Annotated in this window: 17 protein-coding genes; 7 read left to right on the top strand and 10 right to left on the bottom strand. The window is 72.9% G+C overall.

Features of this window, described 5'->3' with window-relative positions; all coding sequences use genetic code 11:
• Positions 1 to 148: 148 nt before the first annotated feature.
• The 3 genes from ACFWUY_RS31075 to ACFWUY_RS31065 all read left to right on the top strand — a co-directional run bounded on the left by ACFWUY_RS31075 (position 149) and on the right by ACFWUY_RS31065 (position 3018).
• Positions 149 to 589, top strand: a complete 441-nt coding sequence (locus ACFWUY_RS31075; protein ID WP_384117417.1) for a Fur family transcriptional regulator — start codon at positions 149 to 151, stop codon at positions 587 to 589.
• A gap of 143 nt (positions 590 to 732) precedes the next feature.
• A complete protein-coding gene (locus ACFWUY_RS31070; protein WP_384117412.1) occupies positions 733 to 1782 on the top strand; it encodes a LuxR C-terminal-related transcriptional regulator in 1050 nt (349 codons plus the stop codon).
• A gap of 222 nt (positions 1783 to 2004) precedes the next feature.
• On the top strand, positions 2005 to 3018 hold the full coding sequence (locus ACFWUY_RS31065; protein WP_384117409.1) for a LuxR C-terminal-related transcriptional regulator: 1014 nt from the start codon (positions 2005 to 2007) through the stop codon (positions 3016 to 3018).
• Positions 3019 to 3173: 155 nt separating this feature from the next.
• Here ACFWUY_RS31065 and ACFWUY_RS31060 read toward each other — a convergent pair whose 3' ends face one another.
• The 6 genes from ACFWUY_RS31060 to asnB all read right to left on the bottom strand — a co-directional run bounded on the left by ACFWUY_RS31060 (position 3174) and on the right by asnB (position 10726).
• Positions 3174 to 3425, bottom strand: coding sequence for a hypothetical protein (locus ACFWUY_RS31060; protein ID WP_384117406.1), 252 nt, complete (start codon positions 3423 to 3425; stop codon positions 3174 to 3176).
• Between the two features lie 218 nt (positions 3426 to 3643).
• Positions 3644 to 4924, bottom strand: a complete 1281-nt coding sequence (mshA, locus tag ACFWUY_RS31055) for a D-inositol-3-phosphate glycosyltransferase (RefSeq protein ID WP_384117520.1) — start codon at positions 4922 to 4924, stop codon at positions 3644 to 3646.
• A 158-nt stretch (positions 4925 to 5082) separates the two neighbouring features.
• Positions 5083 to 6648 carry a class I tRNA ligase family protein gene (locus tag ACFWUY_RS31050; protein WP_384117403.1) on the bottom strand — a complete coding sequence of 522 codons (1566 nt, stop codon included), beginning with the start codon at positions 6646 to 6648 and terminating at the stop codon, positions 5083 to 5085.
• 143 nt (positions 6649 to 6791) lie between these two features.
• On the bottom strand, positions 6792 to 7538 hold the full coding sequence (locus tag ACFWUY_RS31045) for an SDR family oxidoreductase (protein WP_384117400.1): 747 nt from the start codon (positions 7536 to 7538) through the stop codon (positions 6792 to 6794).
• Between the two features lie 91 nt (positions 7539 to 7629).
• Complete coding sequence (locus ACFWUY_RS31040) at positions 7630 to 8439, bottom strand: PrpF domain-containing protein (protein ID WP_384117397.1); 810 nt, start codon at positions 8437 to 8439, stop codon at positions 7630 to 7632.
• Between the two features lie 481 nt (positions 8440 to 8920).
• Positions 8921 to 10726 carry an asparagine synthase (glutamine-hydrolyzing) gene (gene asnB, locus ACFWUY_RS31035; RefSeq protein WP_384117394.1) on the bottom strand — a complete coding sequence of 602 codons (1806 nt, stop codon included), beginning with the start codon at positions 10724 to 10726 and terminating at the stop codon, positions 8921 to 8923.
• Positions 10727 to 10877: 151 nt separating this feature from the next.
• On the opposite strand from asnB, the gene ACFWUY_RS31030 reads away from it, so the two are divergent.
• Positions 10878 to 11657, top strand: coding sequence for a PIG-L deacetylase family protein (locus ACFWUY_RS31030; protein ID WP_384117391.1), 780 nt, complete (start codon positions 10878 to 10880; stop codon positions 11655 to 11657).
• 189 nt (positions 11658 to 11846) lie between these two features.
• On the top strand, positions 11847 to 12854 hold the full coding sequence (locus tag ACFWUY_RS31025; protein ID WP_384117388.1) for a hypothetical protein: 1008 nt from the start codon (positions 11847 to 11849) through the stop codon (positions 12852 to 12854).
• A gap of 133 nt (positions 12855 to 12987) precedes the next feature.
• Here ACFWUY_RS31025 and ACFWUY_RS31020 read toward each other — a convergent pair whose 3' ends face one another.
• Positions 12988 to 13683: a hypothetical protein gene (locus tag ACFWUY_RS31020; RefSeq protein ID WP_384117385.1), complete on the bottom strand. Its 696-nt coding sequence runs from the start codon at positions 13681 to 13683 to the stop codon at positions 12988 to 12990.
• A 141-nt stretch (positions 13684 to 13824) separates the two neighbouring features.
• Between ACFWUY_RS31020 and ACFWUY_RS31015 the strand changes: the two genes are divergently transcribed.
• Entirely contained in the window at positions 13825 to 13989 is a 165-nt protein-coding gene (locus ACFWUY_RS31015) for a hypothetical protein (protein ID WP_384117382.1), read from the top strand.
• 57 nt (positions 13990 to 14046) lie between these two features.
• Here ACFWUY_RS31015 and ACFWUY_RS31010 read toward each other — a convergent pair whose 3' ends face one another.
• The 3 genes from ACFWUY_RS31010 to ACFWUY_RS31000 form a co-directional block, all read right to left on the bottom strand.
• Entirely contained in the window at positions 14047 to 14352 is a 306-nt protein-coding gene (locus ACFWUY_RS31010) for an ArsR/SmtB family transcription factor (protein ID WP_384117518.1), read from the bottom strand.
• A gap of 74 nt (positions 14353 to 14426) precedes the next feature.
• Positions 14427 to 14876 (bottom strand): SRPBCC domain-containing protein, encoded by a 450-nt coding sequence (locus ACFWUY_RS31005; protein ID WP_384117379.1) that lies wholly within the window; start codon positions 14874 to 14876, stop codon positions 14427 to 14429.
• Positions 14877 to 14982: 106 nt separating this feature from the next.
• A complete protein-coding gene (locus ACFWUY_RS31000) occupies positions 14983 to 15732 on the bottom strand; it encodes a helix-turn-helix domain-containing protein (RefSeq protein ID WP_384117515.1) in 750 nt (249 codons plus the stop codon).
• A 253-nt stretch (positions 15733 to 15985) separates the two neighbouring features.
• Between ACFWUY_RS31000 and ACFWUY_RS30995 the strand changes: the two genes are divergently transcribed.
• Positions 15986 to 16657, top strand: a complete 672-nt coding sequence (locus ACFWUY_RS30995; RefSeq protein WP_384117376.1) for a DUF4097 family beta strand repeat-containing protein — start codon at positions 15986 to 15988, stop codon at positions 16655 to 16657.
• Positions 16658 to 16782 lie beyond the last annotated feature (125 nt).

The raw sequence follows: 16782 nt of genomic DNA, 5'->3' as shown, positions 1-16782 counted from the left end.
CGACCGGCCGAGGGGCGGACGGTTGACCTCCGGCCGGTTGACCTCCGGACGGCCGGCCTCCGGACGGCTGAAGAGCGCCTGCCGAGGTTGACGAGCAAGAGGTAAGATGCCGACAAAAGTTTGAGCCGACCAGGTGGCGGGCGGAGAGATGGCAGTCGTGGAAGAGCTGACGGGCCGCGAGGCGGTGATCCAGCGCCTGCGCGACGTCGGGCTGCGGGTCACGGGCCCGCGCCTCGAGGTGCTCACGGTGCTCGCCGCCGGCGGCCATCTCGACGTCGAGGCGATCACCACGACCGCCCGCGAGCGGCTCGGCACGCTGACCAGCCAGGCCGTGTACGAGATGCTGCGGCACTTCCAGGAGACCGGCCTGGTCAGCAAGTTCGACCGGCCCGGCCTTCCCGCCGTCTTCGAGATCTCCGGTCCGACGCACCAGCACGCGCTGTGCGTCGCCTGCGGCCGGGTGGAGAACGTCGACGCGGCCTCGCCGAAGCCGCCCCGGGGCGCGCTGCCGGAGTGGCGGGTCGAGGACGCCGAGATCGTGTTCAAGGGCCTGTGCCCCGACTGCGCGGCCGGGGTCACCGCCGTCTGACCCCGCGGTCCGGCCCGCCCCGGCTGCCCGTGAGCCGTCCTTGAGTCGTGGTCAACTCCGTGCGTGCCGTTCGAATGTGTGGCAGGGTCTGGCGGGGCGATTCGACAGGATCCAGGTGGGATCCGGGGGGAGTCTGCTGCGCCGTGTCCAGGAACGCCGCCGTGGCCCGTACGGGCAGCCAACAGGCTCTCGCCGTGTACCAGGAGCTCCGCTCCCGTCCCGGGGCGGACTTCGACCGGGTCGCGGACCGCCTGGAGCTCTCCGCCGACGAGCGGGAGCGCTGTCGTGACGAACTCGCCTCCTTAGGACTGACCGTCCCCACCACGGACATGGGCCCGGACGCCGGCCCCGACGCCCCCGGCATCGCCGTCGTCGAGCCCGATGTCGCCCTGCTGCGGCTCCTGCGCCAGGAACGCGACCGGCTCCAGGAGCGCCTCGCCGCCACCAGCCGCGCGCACACCGCCCTGGAGGCCCTCGCCGGACCGTTCCTGCGGGCCGGAGCCACGCCGCGCGGGGAGATCGAGGTCGAGATCGTCGACGACCGCGGGCGGATACGGCGCAGCCTCACGGACCTGACGGACTCGGTCCGGACGGCCGTGCACTTCATGCACACCGGTTCCGTCCGCCGCGAGGAGCTGCCGGACGAACTGGCCCTGGACCGCCGTTGGGCCGACCGCGGGGTCCGGGTCCGGGCGATGTACAGCCGGCGGGCCGCCTCGGTGCCGGAGACGGCACAACACCTGGAGGAGCGGGCCGCGCTGGGCGTGGAGATCCGGTTCGCCTCCGTCGTACCGATGAGCATGGTCCTCGCCGACGAGAACTTCGCCCTCCTGCCGACCGATCCGCACGACCCGTCCTCCCCCGCGATCCTCGCGCGCGGCCCCGGCCTCGTCCGCTCCTACCTCGCCCTGTACGAGTACTGCTGGTCCGCCGCCGCCCCGTACGGCGAGGAGGAGGCCGCGGAGAAGGGCGGCGACGGCCTCTCCGAGCAGCAGCGGGCGGCGCTGCTCATGCTCGCCTCCGGCATCAAGGACGAACAGATCGCCCGCAGTCTGGGGGTCTCCCTGCGGACCGTGAGCCGGCTGCTCTCCGAGGTGATGCAGGAGCTGGGGGCGGCGAGTCGCTTCGAGGCGGGGGTGAAGGCGTCCCGGCTCGGCCTGCTGGACGGCGAGGCGGCCGAGCGGGGGGCGTGAGGGCGGGACCGGCGGGAACCTGCGGGAAGTGGCGGGGAGTTCGGATGACGCAGGATGGATGCCGGATCGGTCGGACCGGCACGACGGACGGCCGCCCAGCCGTGTGACAGGGTGACGGCGGCGCGACTCGAGGGAACAGGGGGTCACTTCGCCTTGGTCACCACCGGCGGCGGCAGGGGTACGGAGAACGGATCCGCGTGCTCGGAGGCATCCGATGCCGTGGTGAAGCTCTATCAGGAGCTGCGCAGGCGCGGGGTGTCGAGCCTCGGCGAGGTCGGCGCCCATCTCCGTCTCTCGCCCGAGGAGCACGAGCGATGTAGGAACGAGCTGGCGGACCTCGGGCTCATCGTGTCGACCAATCCCGCGCAGCACGGCGCCCGCGCGGAGCTCCGGGAGGGCGGGGGCGGCGCGTGGCAGGACGACGACACGGTCGCGGTGATCGACCCGGAGATAGCGCTGCTGCGGGTGCTGCACCGGGAGCGCGAGCAGCTGCGCGAGCACCTCGACGAGGCGGACCGCGCGTACGGCACTCTGGAGACCCTGGCGGGGGCGTTCCTGCGGACCGGTTCCCTCACGCGGTCGGACGCCGACGTGGAGCTCCTCGGCGACTACCGCAGGATCCAGCAGGTCCTGGAGGACATCACGGACGTCATCCAGCACAGCCTGGTGTCGATGCACCCGACGTCGCTGGTCCGCGAGGTGGCGGAGCGCGTACTGAGCCGGGACCGGCGGCAGATCGAGAACGGGGTGCGGGTCCGCGCCATGTACAGCGAGCGGGTCGTCTCCACGCCCGAGGTGGCGGAGCTGCTGCGGCGCCGGGTCGAGACGGGTGTGGAGGTGCGGATCGCCCCCGCCGTCCCCATGACGATGATCATCGCCGACGAGCAGTTCGCGATGGTGCCGGTCGATCCGGCGGAGCCGGTGGCGGGTGCGGTGCTGGCCCGCGGTCCGGCCCTGGTCCGCTCGTACCTCGCGCTGTACGAGCACTGCTGGCACACCGCGTCGCCGTACGGGGACGGCACGACGCCGGAGCAGGGCGGTGACGGGCTCTCGGAGCAGCAGCGGGCGGCGCTGACGATGCTCGCCTCGGGGATGAAGGACGAGAAGATCGCGCGGGGGCTCGGGGTGTCGCTGCGGACGGTGAGCCGCATGCTGTCGGAGCTGATGCAGGAGCTGGGCGCGACGAGCCGGTTCGAGGCCGGTGTGCGGGCCCATCGGCTCGGCTGGGTCGACTGAGACCGTTCGGCCGGGACGGCCGGGTTGAGACCGTTCGGCCGGGACCGCTCGGCGAATTCCGTTCCGGCCGGCTTCGGCCGACGGGAAAAGGCTCCGCGGTCACCCGTGAAGGGTGACCGCGGAGCCTTTTCCCTGTACCCGCTATACCCGGCGACTCAATTGGCAGCTGTCGGCGCCGGGCTGACCTTGTTCCACTCGTTTCCGTTGGACGGGGACGGCGTGGGGGTCGGGGTGGGCTCGGCGGTCGTCCCGTCGGACGCTCCGTCGGCCACCACGTACTGGGGGGCCGAGACCGCGCCGGGGGCCGTCGCCAGTGCCGCACCGCCGGCGACGGCGAGACAGCCGGCCGCGGCGAGGGCGAACTGACGGACGATCTTGCGCATCCCCGTGGCGTGCTCAGCAGACATGATTCCTCCAGGAGTTGGAATGTGAATTCCGTCTTCGGGGCTCCCGTGCCGCCGGGTGTTCCCCTGAAGACATCTCCATTCTGTCCCTGCCCCGGAACCCGATCCAGAGTTTGTCTCTGCGTGGACCCGCCATGGCGTGGATGCGTCAATACGCCTTCCCGGCAACGGAATTGAGCGATCCGGAGTCCTGCATATCTTTGGTCGAACCAAAAGAGATGCTAGACTTCCGCCACGGCCTTCTCGTTCCTCCAGGAGAGAGGGGCCGCCGGGGCAGGGGCGTGCCGCCGCCCCTGCCCCACTCCTGGCCCCAGCGCCCCCCGGTACACCTCCACCGTCCGGACGGCCGACGCACGCCAGCTCATCCCCCGCGCATGGGCCACCGCCGCCTCCCCCATCGTCTCCGCCACCTCCGGGCGCGCCGCGAGCCAGCGCAGCCGGCGCGCGTACTCCAGTGGATCGTGACCGCGCACGAGCAGCCCCGTCACCCCGTCCCACACCGCCGTCGGGAGCCCGCCCACCGCCGCCGCGAGCACCGGCGTCCCACAGGCCTGCGCCTCCAGGGCCACCAGACCGAAGGACTCGCTGCGCGAGGGCACCACGAGGACGTCCGCCGCCCGGTACCAGTCCACGAGCCGCTCCTGCGGTACGGGCGGGCAGGGCCGCAGCACATCGGTCACCCCCAGCTCCCCGGCGAGCTGCCGGACCGACCCCTCACGGCTCGCGCCCGAATGCCCGCCGACCACCGGCACGAGCAGCCGGCGGCGCAGGTCCGGTGACTCCCGCAGCAGCTCGGCGACCGCCCGTACGAGCACGTCCGGGCCCTTCAGCGGCTGTATCCGGCCCGCGTAGAGCGGCACGAACGCGTCCAGGGGAAGCCCGAGCCGGGCCCGCGCGGCCGCCCGGCCGTCCCCCGGGTGGAAGGTCCGCAGGTCGACCCCGGGGCGTACGACCTCGGTGCGCGGCCCCTCCGCCCCGTACAGCGAACGCAGCGCCTCCGCCTCGTCGGCCGTGTTGGCGATCAGCCGGTCGGCGGCGCCCACCACCTGGCGCTCGCCCCGGATCCTGAGCTCCGGCTCGGGGGTGTCACCGGCGGCGAGCGAGGCGTTCTTCACCCGGGCCAGGGTGTGGGCGGTGTGCACCAGCGGGATCCGCCAGCCCACCGAGACGATCCGGCCCGCCTGCCCGGAGAGCCAGTAGTGCGAGTGGACCAGGTCGTACCGCCGCTCCTCCTTGAGCAGGGCGAGCGAGAACGGCACCACGAGATCCGGCATGGCCTCCTTGGGCAGCGCCTCGCGCGGCCCGGCGTGCAGATGACGGACCCGGACGCCCGGGGCGAGTTCGACGAGCGGGGGCACGCCCTCGCCCCGGCAGCGGGTGAACAGGTCGACTTCCGCGCCCTGTTCGGCCAGGGCGCGGGACAGCTCGACCATGTAGACGTTCATCCCGCCGGCGTCCCCCGTCCCGGGCTGGTGGAGCGGGGAGGTGTGGACGCTGAGCATGGCGACGCGCAGGGACACGTGGGGCTCCTGAGGAGTGGGGGCCACGTGTCCCCGCGCGTCGCTCGCGCGCACGGTCACGCGGCAGGGTGGCGGAGATCGTGAAGTACGCAGTTACTTGTCTACTTAGTTGCTTAGTAGTAGCGAGTGGGAGGAGGGGATCAGAACCCGAAGACCGGGCCCGACGGAGGTGCCAGGCGTGTCCCCGGGAGGGGAGGCGTCAGGGCGTGCCGGTCGACCGGGCGCCCCGGCACCGTCTGGAGCGCCGACGCCAGCCGGTCGGCGCCCTCCGGCATCACAGGCCGCGACCACGCCGACAGGGCGGAGGCCACCGCCAACTGCGCGGCAAGCGCCGGAAGATGCCGGCAGGAGATGCTGGGCCGGCACCGCTCATGGGCGTTGACATGACCGAAGTCGGCCGTCGAACGGACCATCTCGTCGAGGACGGCCACCGCCCGGCGCGGATCGAACGCGTCGGGGCCGTACGCCTCGCGCAGGTCGTCCACGCCCCGGTGCAGCCGCCGCTCCAGGATCTCCCAGCCGGTGCCGCCGGGCAGCGCCTGCGGCGCGAGACCGCCGCACTCCTCCCGTACGGCCGCGAAGAGCCGGGACAGCCAGCTGTTCCAGTTCTCGTCCAGCTCCCGGCGGGCGGCGGCGAGCCGCTCCCGCCGGAAGACCGTGCGGCGGCCGAGCGGACGGGCCTGGAGGACGTGGCGGCGCAGGGTGTCGGAGCCGTACTCGGTGAGCAGGTCGAGCGCCCAGACGTTGCCCTCCTGGACGCCTTCCTCGATGACGTACGACTCGTTGACGTTGAAGTCCTGCGGCAGCTTGACGTCCTGCGCGAGGAGCAGCACCGGCAGCAGCACCGCGTGGCGGAAGGCGTGCCCGAAGCCGCAGAAGTGGATGGCGCGGCGGGGCAGCGGGCCCTTCGTGTCGTAGCCGAAGAGGTGCATCGCGGCGGCCTCGAAGCAGCCGTCGATCCGGTGCTCGGGGAAGCCCTCGACCGGCACCGGCAGACCCCACTCGGCGGGGTGCCCGACCGCGATGTCCGGCAGGCCGTCCTCGACGAGCGACTCGCACAGCGCCGCGAGACGCGGCGGCAGGCCCGCCGTCGCCCAGTAGTCGGCGAGCGTCTCCCGGAACGGCTCCAGGGGCACGTAGAGCCGGCGGCAGCGACGGGCGACCGCCGGGGTGTCGCAGAGGGCGCAGCGGGCGGCGATGAGGTCGCCGCCGTCGTTGGGGCGGGCGCACTCGTGGCACATGCCGCCCTCGCTGACCGCGCCGCAGTGCGGGCAGGTGCCGGTCGCGTGCGCCCCGTACAACCAGCGGTCGCAGGGCTCGCAGTACGGGAGCAGCCGGGTGCGCGGGGCGATCACGCCCTGCGCGAAGAGACGGCCGAAGAGGTCCTGCACCCAGCGCCCGTATCCCTTGTCGCGGCGCGGACGCACGATGTGGTCGAACTCCACGCCCGAGCGCAGCCAGTCGGCGGTGATCGCGGCGCGGTAGCCCTCCGCGACCTCCTCGGGCTTGCGGTGGTGGCGCAGCGCCCGGACCTCGACGGAGCTGGCGTGGTCGGCGGTGCCGGTGGTGAACCGGACCTCCTCGCCCTCCGCGCGCAGGTAGCGGGTGAGGACGTCGGCGGCGACGTACGGCCCGGCGAGGTGGCCGATGTGGAGTTCGCCGTGGGTGGCGGGAGGGGTCGCGGTGATCCAGACAGGGGTGCTCATGGGACCTCCTTGACGCTGTGGTGCGGTGGGCTTCAGCGGGTCGCGTTCGGGCGGGCGCGCTGTCGGCGCAGGGCGGTCAGCGGGTCACGGTTTCTTTGCGGGTGGCTTTGCGGGCGTCTTCACGGGCGGCTTGACGAATGGCGTCAGCGGGGCTCGAAGTGGAACGAGCGGATGAAGCAGTCGCGGGGCTGTTCGACGGCGTACACGATGCATTCGAAAAGGGCCTGGGTGGTCAGCTTCTCGTCCGGCGCCATTCCGTCCGGATTCGATCCGTCCCATTCCGCGAAGCGCGGGTCGGAGGTCGAGAAGTCCGGCGGGAAGAGGGAGAAGACGCGGACTCCGGAAGGCCGCAGCCGGCGCGAGAGGATGTCGGCGAATCCGGCCTGCGCGCTCTTCGCCGCCCAGAAGGCCTCGTGGGCGGCGCCGGCGGTCGCGGCGGAGGCGCCCTCGGCGTCGCGGACGGCGACCATGTTGACGATGTCGGGGCGCAGCGAACCACGGAGCAGCGGCAGGAAGTGCTTCACCATGAGGACCGTGCCGCCGGCCGTCGACTCGATCGTCTCCACGATCTCGGCGTCGCTCGCCGCCTCCAGGTCCATGCCGTCGAGCCAGCGGGCGCCGTTGTTGACGAGCAGGTCGACACGGTCGGTGTGTTCGCCCACGCGAGCCGCGAACTCGCGGATCTCGGCGGGCTTGCTGAGGTCGCAGCCGAAGGCGTGGATACGGTCACGGGCCGAACCCATGACTTCGGTACGGGTGCGTTCGGCCGCCTCCACGGTCCGCGCCGACACGTAGACCTCGGCGCCGAGATGGGCGAAACCGACGGCGAGCGCGCGACCGAAATAGCGGGACGCGCCGGTCACGACGACACGCAGATTCTCGAATTTCATGTGTGTCTGCTCTCCCCACGGATACCGATGGCCGGTCCGTTTCAGCGTGGCAGAGGAAAGGGACCCGGGGCCTGGTGAGCGGGGTGCGCGTTCACGCCGTTGCGTGGATACGCCAGGGGAGTTCGAGCTCTTCGAGCACCTCGGCGCGCTTGTGGTGGACGCGGACGCGGTCGGGTGCGGTGGAGACGGTGACGGTGCCGCCGGGGGTGCGGACCTCGCCGTCCACGGGCGGGACGACGGTCCCGTCGAGCGCCCCGGCGGCGGCGAGGGCGGCGGCCCCGGTGAGCGCGAGCCGGGGGTGCCAGCCGCCGACGGTGAGGGCCCGGACGGAGAGCCCGCCGGACCCGGCGGTGAAGACGGCGATCTTGGGGAGGGCGGAGTGGGGCGGGTGCCCGAGGAGGCGGGCGGCGTCGGCGCGGAGGGCGAGGAGCCGGTCGTGGAGGGCGGGATCGGGCCCGGGCAGGTGCCGGGCGTCGACGAAGACGTACGGGTTGCCGTAGCGCACGAGGGAGACGGGGACGTCGTCGAGGACGTCGACGGGCCGGCCGGTGGGGAGGACACCGGGGGCGGTGGGGGCCTTGAGGAAGCTGAGCGTGTAGGCGTCTTCGTACGGCTGCGGTTCGCAGAGGACGGTGTCGCCGGTGGTCACGGCCCGGACGACGACGGGCCCGGGGCGCCCCTCGGCGACGACACAGGCGAGCAGCGAGTGCCCGCACCCGGCCCGGAAGTCGAACCCGCCGCCCGGGAGGGCCTGGACGAAGCGGTAGTCGAGCGTGGGCCCCGGGCGGTACAGGGCGATCTTGCCCAGGCGGGCGTAGGGGGTACGGGCGAGGGCTTGGCGCAAGCGCGCCAGCTCACCCCCGAGACCGAGGGCGCCGGGCGGCAGCCGGTCACTCCGCACGACGAGGGTGGGCCCAGGCGCATCGAGAGCCCGCACGACGGTGACGGAGGCCCGTCCCGCCGTCGTGGGCATTCGTCCCGCTGGGGCGGGACGGGTGGGCACAACGGACGGCGCCCTTGCGGGCGCCTCCGCCCCCTGTGCCCCACCCCGAGCGCCCGCGCCACCCAGGGCGCCGTCCCGTGTGCCCACCCTCCCCCAAGCTCTCGACTCCGCTCGAGCAGGGGGTACCCCCATCACCCCGGCGGAGCGACTGCCCACACAGGTGGGGCGAAGGTCCGCACCGGGCGGGGCGAAGCTGCCCGCACCGGGCGTCGCAAGGCCCACACGGGTGGGGCGAAGGTCCGCACCGGGCGTCGCAAGGCCCGCACGGCCGCCGGGCAGCTCCGGGCGTGTGAGGCCACGGGCGGCCGGGTCCGCAGGGGCGCCGGGCGCACCCGGGCCTCCGGGCCGGCCGGGTCCGGGACGTGGAGGTCCCGGGGTTTCAGGCCGCACAGCCGACCGGGATCCGCATGCCCTGCACGACCTCCGTCCACAGTTCGTGGACGGCGAGGGCCCACAGCGTCAGGGCGTCCTGCTGCGTGGGGCGTTCGGCGTGGCGAGCGAGGAGTTTCCGGACCCGGTCCGCGCGGACCTTTCCGCCGAGGACGAGCCGCGCGGGGGAGAGCAGTTCCCGGACGGTCTCCAGGAGCGGGCTGCCGGGCGCGAGCATCGCCGAGACGGGCAGTGTGAACGGCTGCTTCGGCCGCCGCAGGACCGCCGGGGGCAGCAGCTCCGCCCCGGCCTCGTACAGCGCGCGCTTCCCGGTGCGCGCCGCCGTCGGCAGCGCGCGGGCGTGCGTCACGACGGACGGCTGGCAGAACGGCATCCGCGCCTCGACGGCCCAGGCCATGGACAGGTGGTCGACGCGCCGCAGGTGGTACGCGGGAAGCCGCCAGCGCGTCTCGAAGGCGGTCATCGCGGTGAGCCGGTCCGCGCCGACGGCCTCGGCCGAGCCCAGCTCCTGCTCGATGCGGTCGGCGGCGGACCCCTGATCGGCGATGTAGGCACGGTAGTCGGCGGTGTAGAGGTGTTCGCGGAGGAGCCGCGGGGCCGCCGAGAGCGCGTCGGCGTAGGCGCCGGCCCAGTCGGCTCCGGCGGGCGCGGCGAGGGCCGCGCGCATGCGGTCGTACCCGCCGAAGAGTTCGTCGGCGCCGTCGCCGGTGAGGGCGACGGTGAAGCCGTTCTCGCGGACGGCGCGGAAGAGCGCGTACGTGGAGAGGGTGATGGGGTCGGCGTTGGGCTGGCCGAGGTGGCGGACGGTCCGGGTGAGGAGGGAGCTCAGTTCGTCGGGGTCGACGGCGACCTCGTGGTGGACGGTCCGGGTGCGGCGGGCGACGGAACGGGCGTACGCCGCTTCGGACGCGGGCCACCGGCCGCGGTAGGTGAGGTGGAAGGTGTGCAGCGGCGGCGCGTCGGTCTCCCGGGCGTGTTCGGCGGCGAGCGCGGTGACGAGCCCGGAGTCGAGGCCGCCGCTGGTGATGGCGCAGACGGGCGCGTCGGCCTGCGCGAGCCGGCGCACTTCGTGGCGCAGTACGTCCTGGGTGTCGCCGACGGGGGTGGCGCGGTGCGGCCCGCGTCGGCGTACGAGGGGCGTCGCACCGGGCCGTACGAGGGCGGTGGCGCCGGGCGGCAGGACGCTGACGCCGTCGAGCGCGGTGTGCGTGGAGAAGGAGGTGCGGGCGGCGAGGACGGTGTCGAGGGCGTCCTCGCGCGGGGAGATCCGTACGCCCTCGAAGGCGAGGAGGGCGGGGATCTCGGAGGCGAAGCGGGTGGAGCCGTCGTACGGGTCGTGGTGCAGATGGATCGGCTTCATGCCCATGTCGTCCACGGCGAGGACGAGTTGACTGCTGCCGGGGCGCAGGTCGAGGACGGCGACGGCGAACATGCCGTCGAGGTGCTCGGCGAAGGCGGGGCCGTGTTCGGCGTAGAGCGCGGGGAGCAGGGTGCCGTCGCAGTGGTCGGGGAACCGGTGACCACGGGCGGCGAGGCCGCGGCGCAGTTCGGCGTGGTTGTAGATCTCGCCGTTGAGGACGGCGAGGACGCCGGGGAGGTGGGGCAGCCGGTAGGGCTGCTGTCCGCCGCAGGGGTCGGTCACGGCGAGCCGGTCGCAGCCGAGGGACCAGCCGGGCCCGCTGAGCACCTGGTGCTCGTCGGGACCGCCGTGGCGCTGTCGGGCGGACACCGCCGAGAGCTGGGCCGGCTCGGGGCGGTCCGCCCCGGCGGCGAAGGAGCCGAGAATCCTGCACATGCCGGTCACCCTCCAAGCACATCGTCATTCATTACACGTCACACCCAATGATTTGAATCTACCAATTTTTTGAGTGGCGCGTAAGTGCCATGTCCAGTTCACGCCACGGCTCGGTCTTGCGACGCCCCTTCGCCCCCAACAGGCTGGCCCCATGAGGGACATGGAGGACCACGCGACGACCGACCCCGCGACCGACCCGAAGACCGACTCGGCACCGGACCGCGGCGCGCCGGAGTCGCTGCTCGTCGTGGCCGCACACCCCGACGACATCGAGTTCTGCGTCAGCGGCACCGTCATGCAGTGGATCGAGCGCGGCACCCGCGTCACGTACTGCATCGTCACGGACGGCGGCGCGGGCGGTTACGACGAACGGCTCCCCCGCCAGGCCATGGCGGACCTGCGCCGCGCCGAACAGGTCCACTCCGCCCAACTCAGCGGCGTCGCCGACGTCCGCTTCCTCGGCTACCCCGACAGCTTCGTGGAAGCCTCCGTGGAACTCCGCCGCGACCTGTGCCGGGTCATCCGGGAAGTACGGCCGCAGCGCGCCATCATCCCCTCCCCCGAGATCAACTGGGCCCGGGTCGCCGACCTCCACCCCGACCACCGCGCGGTCGGCGACGCCTGCCTGCGCGCGGTCTACCCCGAGGCCCGCAACCCCTTCGCCCACGCCGGACTGCTCAAGGACGAGGGCCTGGAGCCCTGGACCGTCCACGAACTGTGGCTGATGACCGGCCCCACCCCGAACCAGTACGTGGACGTCACCTCCGTCTTCGACCGCAAGGTCGAGGCCCTGCGCATCCACACCTCGCAGACGGCCCACTTCGACGACCTCGCCGGCCTGCTGCGCACCTGGCTCGGCGAACACGCGACGGCCGGCGGGCTGCCCCCGGGCCGGATGGCGGAGGCCTTCCAGATCGTGCACATCGACTGACCGCCGGGCGGGATATCGGGCGGGGGCGCAGGTCCTCGGGCGAGGTGTCGGGCGGGGCGGCAGGGCCTCGGACGGGACCGCGGCGAAGGCGTCGGCCGCCTTGTGGCGGCAGGGAGCCCATGAGACCGTGACCGCCACACGTGGGGGCGCGTGCCACCAACACGCGCGTGACAACGGGGAGTTCAGGGCATGACGGCACACGTCTCGGAACTTGAAGCGGCAGTGATCGCGCACTACGGCCTCCCATGGCCGGAGGTCGACGAGGCCGGCTACGCACCGGTGGCGACCGCCCTGAACACCTACGCCCGGTTCACCCTGGACGACGGCTGGGCCGCGAACCGGCACATGCAGCGCCTGCTCTCCACCGGCCAGGGCGAGGCGATGGACGCGCTGGCCGAGCACTGGACCCGGGTCATGGAGCAGGACATGGCGCCCATCGCCAAGTCGGCCCACGCCCTGGCTCTCGCGGTGAGCGAGATCCCCGGCACGATCAACACCCTCAGGCTCGCCATCGCGGGCGAGGCGGCCGCGCTCGCCGCCCGCAACGCCCTCACCCTCGCAGCCGGCACGCTGACCTTCGCACCGGGGATGGCGGCCACCGCGGCCGCCACCGTCACCGCGGACGCCCAGCGGACGGCCGCCCGGGCCGCACAGCGCGTCCAGAACACCGCGAAGGCCGTCCAGCAAAGCCTCAGGTCCCTCCTCGCGGACCCGGACGTGGCCGCCCTGGAGAAGGTCCCGGGCGACCTCTCGGGCGGGCTGGGCGGCGGGGTCGGCGCCGGAGCGACCGGCGGGGCCGCGGCCGGCGTGGCGGGCGCGGCAGCAGGGGCAGTCGGGGCGGGCGCGGGGGGCGCGGGGGATGCCGGCCGGGGCATCGGCAGCGTACTGCGCGTGGACCACGAGGAGCACCGGCTCGCGGCCCGCAAGCTCGGGGAGGTCGCCGCCGACGTCCGCGCCAGGACCACCGCCGAGCTGACCGCCGCCACCGGCCGGCACGCGACCGTCAAGGCGAGCGGGTCCTTCGCCCAGGCCGTCGCCCCGGACCTCGACCTGATCCTGGACCGGCTCGCCGCCGCAACGGCCGCCGTCGCCGGCCACCTGAGCGGCGCCCTCCCCGACGCGGTCGTCCTCGTGTCGGCGAGCCAGCAGTCCACGGACGAGGGCAACAGGCAGCGGATGGCCCGGCTCGACCAGTGAGTCGGGCGGGACAAGCCGGACCAGGGGTCCGTGTCAGGGGTCCGCCGTCAGGGGTCCGCCGTCAGGGGTCCGCGTCAGGGGTCCGCGTCAGGGGTCCGCGTCAGGGGTCCGCGTCAGGGGTCCGCGTCAGGGATCAGGCCCTGGCGCTGGACGTCGCCGTACACGAGAGATCACCGGCGTCACCGAGAGGGAACGGCACACGGGAGGTCGTGGTGCCGTGCCGCAGGGTCAACAGCACCTCGCCCCTCGTGTAGTCCGGGAAGAACACGGCGTACAGCGTGCGCACGCCCTTCGCCACGGTGCCGATCCGCAGGACCTCCACGGGCCTGCCTCCGCAGGACGCGGCCGTGACCTCCTGGTGGTCGGCGGCGAAGATACGGCCCCAGCCGTGCACGAACAAGGTGTCGAGGTCGCTGACCTGCCGGCCCTTCGGTACGGGCGGATCGTCCGGGTGCGTCGCGCAGACCTGTTGGAAGACCATGTCGCCGTCCACCGAGGCGTGACAGAACCGGTGGTCGCCGGTCTCCCAGGCCCAGGCCGCGGTGCCGTTCGTCCACGCCTCGATCAGCATCGGTCCGGCCGGACCGGGCGCGTCGGGCCGGAACGCCGTCGACTTGACGACGGCCGCACGCGTCCGGTCGACGACCTCCGCCCGGGTGGGCCGCTGCGGCACCGAAGACGACGGTGACGCGGAGGAGGACGGCGGTACGGCGGAAGCCTTGCCACCGCCACTGCCACCGTCGCCGTCACCGCCCGAGCAGCCTGCCAGGACAACCGCCGTCATCGCAGCCGCCGTCATGGCGACGGCGACCCGCAACCGGTATCGCATGAGCCCTCCCCCGTACCGACTCCGATGCCGATGCCGATGCCGATCATGTCCACGGCCCGGAAAGAATCGCAGCGCCCTCCGCCTCGGCACAAGCCTTCAAGGAAGCGGTTCCTCCGCAGGACCGACGGGTACCTGGCGTACATGTCAAAGGGCTGGCGCTGGTTCTTCCTTGCCGTCTTCGTCGTCTGGACAGCCCTCGCTCTCCAGTGGATCGACCTGGGTTGCGACTACCCGGAGGCGTACCTCGCGGTGGTGCGCTTCGGAACCCCGGAGGGGCTGGAGTTCCTCCCGGCCTGCGCGGGCTAGAGCGGGCGTCGAGGGGGCTCAACCCAGGTGCCCCCTGGGCTCTCTGGGCCCCCGCCCTCACACCTCTCCCCCCTCCTCGGCGGTCCGCTTGACGTCGGCGAGACGCCGGTCCCAGTCGGCGGCGAGGGCCGACATCCAGCGGGCGGTCGCGTCGAGCGCGGCCGGGCGGACCGCGTAACGGACCTCCCGGCCGACGCGGGTGGCCGAGACGAGCCCGGCGGTGTCGAGGACGGCCAGGTGTTTGACGACGGCCTGGCGCGAGACGGGGAGGCCGGCGGCGAGCGCCGTCGCGGTGGCCTCGCCGTGCTCGGCCAACAGGTCGAGCAGCCGCCGCCGGGTGGGGTCGGCGAGGGCCCCGAGCACACCGTCGGCGGACCCGGATCCCTCGCCCCCGGACTTCGCCGGGCCGCCGCCCGCCCCTGCCGGCTCCTTCGACGTCACGAGGACGGCGCCTGCTCGGCGCGCTTCCTGAACGCGTCGATGACCTGCGGCCAGCCGCCCGTGTTGTCCCGTACCGCCTGGGCGCGCAGTTCCTCCGACCCGGGCAGCGCCGCGAAGCCGCTCTCGACGACGCGGAGCCGGGTCCCGCCGTCCTCCTCCGTCAGGGTGAACTCCACGAGGGTGCTGTTGTCGTCGCGCAGCTCCTCCCCGGGGAAGGCGCTCGCCCAGCGGTACGCGACGTAGGTCGGCGGCTCGACCTTCTCGACGCGTACGGGGAAGTCGCCGTGGGCCGAGTTCCTGGCGAGCATCGACTCGCCCTCCCGGGCCACGGTCCCGGCCACGCTCGCCTCGTCCGCCACCCAGAACCCGGGCTGGGCGACGAGGGTCCAGACGCGCTCGAGGGGCGCTTCGATCAGGGTGTCGCGTTCGATCCGGTCCTCGCTCATGGGGGACTCCTTCTTCGCGTAGGAAGCACCACGTGAAAGTGAGTGCAACTCCAGAGTTGCACTTCATCACAGACAGTGCAACCGAACGGTTGCACTTGGGGCGGGATCAGGACTCCACCGGCCCGGCAGGCTCGCCGGAGGGCGCCCGGCCCTTCGTGTGCAGGACCTCCCGAGCCTGCTCCGCGGCACGGATGCTGCTCTCGGCGACGAAGTCGAGGAAGCGGGCGACGTTCTCCAGGCGGTGGCCGGCCGGGGTGTCCGCACCGAGGACGCCGACGCCCTGCCGCGCCGTCTCGACGATCTGGGCGATGGCCCGCGCGCTGGAGATCATCGACTGGTACCAGATGTCGTCGTCGACGATGTAGCGCTCGCGGCGGCGCTCGTCACGCTCCCGGCGGACGAAGCCCTGACCCTCGAGGAACGTGATCGCCTTGGAGATGGAGGCCGGGCTCACCTGGAGGTGCCGGACGAGTTCGGCCGCCGTGAGGCTGCCGGTGTCGGTGAGGGTGAGGCAGGCCATCACCCGGGACATCATCGGGGGCATCCCCGAGGCCAGGAGGACGGTGGTGAACACCTCCTCGTACTCGCGCACCGCCTCGGCGTCCCGCCCGTGGGCCTGCGGAGTCGCCTCCGCCGTCCGGGGCGCGGCCTGCCTGCGCCGTTGCGTACGGCGTTCGGTGGCGCGGTGGGCCAGGTCGGCCCGGTAGGTGGCGGGGCCGCCGTTGCGCATCACCTCGCGGGTGACCGTCGAGGTCGGACGGTCGAGGCGCCTGGCGATCTCCGCGTAGGCGAGGCCGTCGGCCAGTCCCAGCGCGATCTGCTGGCGTTCCTGCTGGGTGAGCCTGCCTCCCGGCATCGCGGTCTCCTTCATGTTCCTCGGTGCACCCTGACGCCCCCAGCATAGCGTTCACTTGCACCTTATTGCAACGAACTCGCCAGCTGACGTTGCATTACCTTCAGAGCCGTTGCAACAACTTTCCTAGTTTGACCTGCAATTATTCCAACTCAACGCAACAAGCTCATTGCCAACCTCGCGAACGCAACGTAGCTTTTCACTCATCGGAAACAGCGAGCCAACAGGGCACACGCTGACGAAGAAGGAGAGCACCATGCAGAAGTTCGACACCCCCGCCGCCATCGCCGCCGTCCTCGACGTCCCCGCCGGACACATCCGGTTCATCGCCGCCGACCGCACCGACACCACCGTCGAGGTCCTCCTCGCGGACGCCTCGAAGAGCCGCGACGTGAAGGCGGCCGAGCGGGTCACGGTCGAGTACGCCGACGGTGTCCTGCGGATCGCGGCGGCGGAGGCGAAGAACCGGATCCTCGGCAACTCCGGGTCCGTCGAGGTCACCGTCCAGCTGCCCGCCGGCTCCCGCGTCGAGGCGAAGACGGCCAGCGCCGAACTCCGGAGCGTCGGGCGCCTCGGCGACATCGCCTTCGAGGGCGCGTACCGCGAGATCAAGATCGACGAGGCCGAGAGCATCCGCCTCACCGCGATCGACGGCGATATCGAGGTCGGCCGGCTGGGCGGCGGCGCGGAGATCAGCACCGCGAGGGGCGACATCCGGATCGCCGAGGCCGTGCGCGGCACGGTCGTGCTCCGCACCCAGTCCGGCGGGATCCAGGTCGGCGCCGCCCGCGGGGTCTCCGCCTCCCTGAACGCCGGCACCTCCTACGGCCGGGTGCACAACTCCCTCCGGAACACGGAGGGCGCCGCCGCCGAGCTGAACATCCACGCCACCACGGAGTACGGCGACATCGCGGCCCGCAGCCTCTGAGCCGCGCGGCCTCCCGACACCCCGCCAGATCCGCAGCCTCTGACCCGCACCGCACGGCGCCCCACCCGCACGGCATCCGACCCGCAAGCCAAGGAGCACCCACCCATGTCCGACCCGGCCATCGC

This window comes from Streptomyces sp. NPDC058664 (genome assembly GCF_042716635.1).
Taxonomy (GTDB): domain Bacteria; phylum Actinomycetota; class Actinomycetes; order Streptomycetales; family Streptomycetaceae; genus Streptomyces.
The sequence above is the reverse complement of the archived record's forward strand: the minus strand, read 5'-3'. Positions and strand labels throughout refer to the sequence as shown.

Bases quoted from the DNA above. Each gene is read 5' to 3' on its own strand.
- ACFWUY_RS31075 (WP_384117417.1), top strand. From the start codon at position 149: ATGGCAGTCGTGGAAGAGCTGACGGGCCGCGAGGCGGTGATCCAGCGC.
- ACFWUY_RS31060 (WP_384117406.1), bottom strand. From the start codon at position 3,425: ATGTCTGCTGAGCACGCCACGGGGATGCGCAAGATCGTCCGTCAGTTC.
- mshA (WP_384117520.1), bottom strand. From the start codon at position 4,924: ATGCTCAGCGTCCACACCTCCCCGCTCCACCAGCCCGGGACGGGGGAC.
- ACFWUY_RS31050 (WP_384117403.1), bottom strand. From the start codon at position 6,648: ATGAGCACCCCTGTCTGGATCACCGCGACCCCTCCCGCCACCCACGGC.
- ACFWUY_RS31045 (WP_384117400.1), bottom strand. From the start codon at position 7,538: ATGAAATTCGAGAATCTGCGTGTCGTCGTGACCGGCGCGTCCCGCTAT.
- asnB (WP_384117394.1), bottom strand. From the start codon at position 10,726: ATGTGCAGGATTCTCGGCTCCTTCGCCGCCGGGGCGGACCGCCCCGAG.
- ACFWUY_RS31030 (WP_384117391.1), top strand. From the start codon at position 10,878: ATGAGGGACATGGAGGACCACGCGACGACCGACCCCGCGACCGACCCG.
- ACFWUY_RS31025 (WP_384117388.1), top strand. From the start codon at position 11,847: ATGACGGCACACGTCTCGGAACTTGAAGCGGCAGTGATCGCGCACTAC.
- ACFWUY_RS31020 (WP_384117385.1), bottom strand. From the start codon at position 13,683: ATGCGATACCGGTTGCGGGTCGCCGTCGCCATGACGGCGGCTGCGATG.
- ACFWUY_RS31015 (WP_384117382.1), top strand. From the start codon at position 13,825: ATGTCAAAGGGCTGGCGCTGGTTCTTCCTTGCCGTCTTCGTCGTCTGG.
- ACFWUY_RS31005 (WP_384117379.1), bottom strand. From the start codon at position 14,876: ATGAGCGAGGACCGGATCGAACGCGACACCCTGATCGAAGCGCCCCTC.
- ACFWUY_RS31000 (WP_384117515.1), bottom strand. From the start codon at position 15,732: ATGCCGGGAGGCAGGCTCACCCAGCAGGAACGCCAGCAGATCGCGCTG.
- ACFWUY_RS30995 (WP_384117376.1), top strand. From the start codon at position 15,986: ATGCAGAAGTTCGACACCCCCGCCGCCATCGCCGCCGTCCTCGACGTC.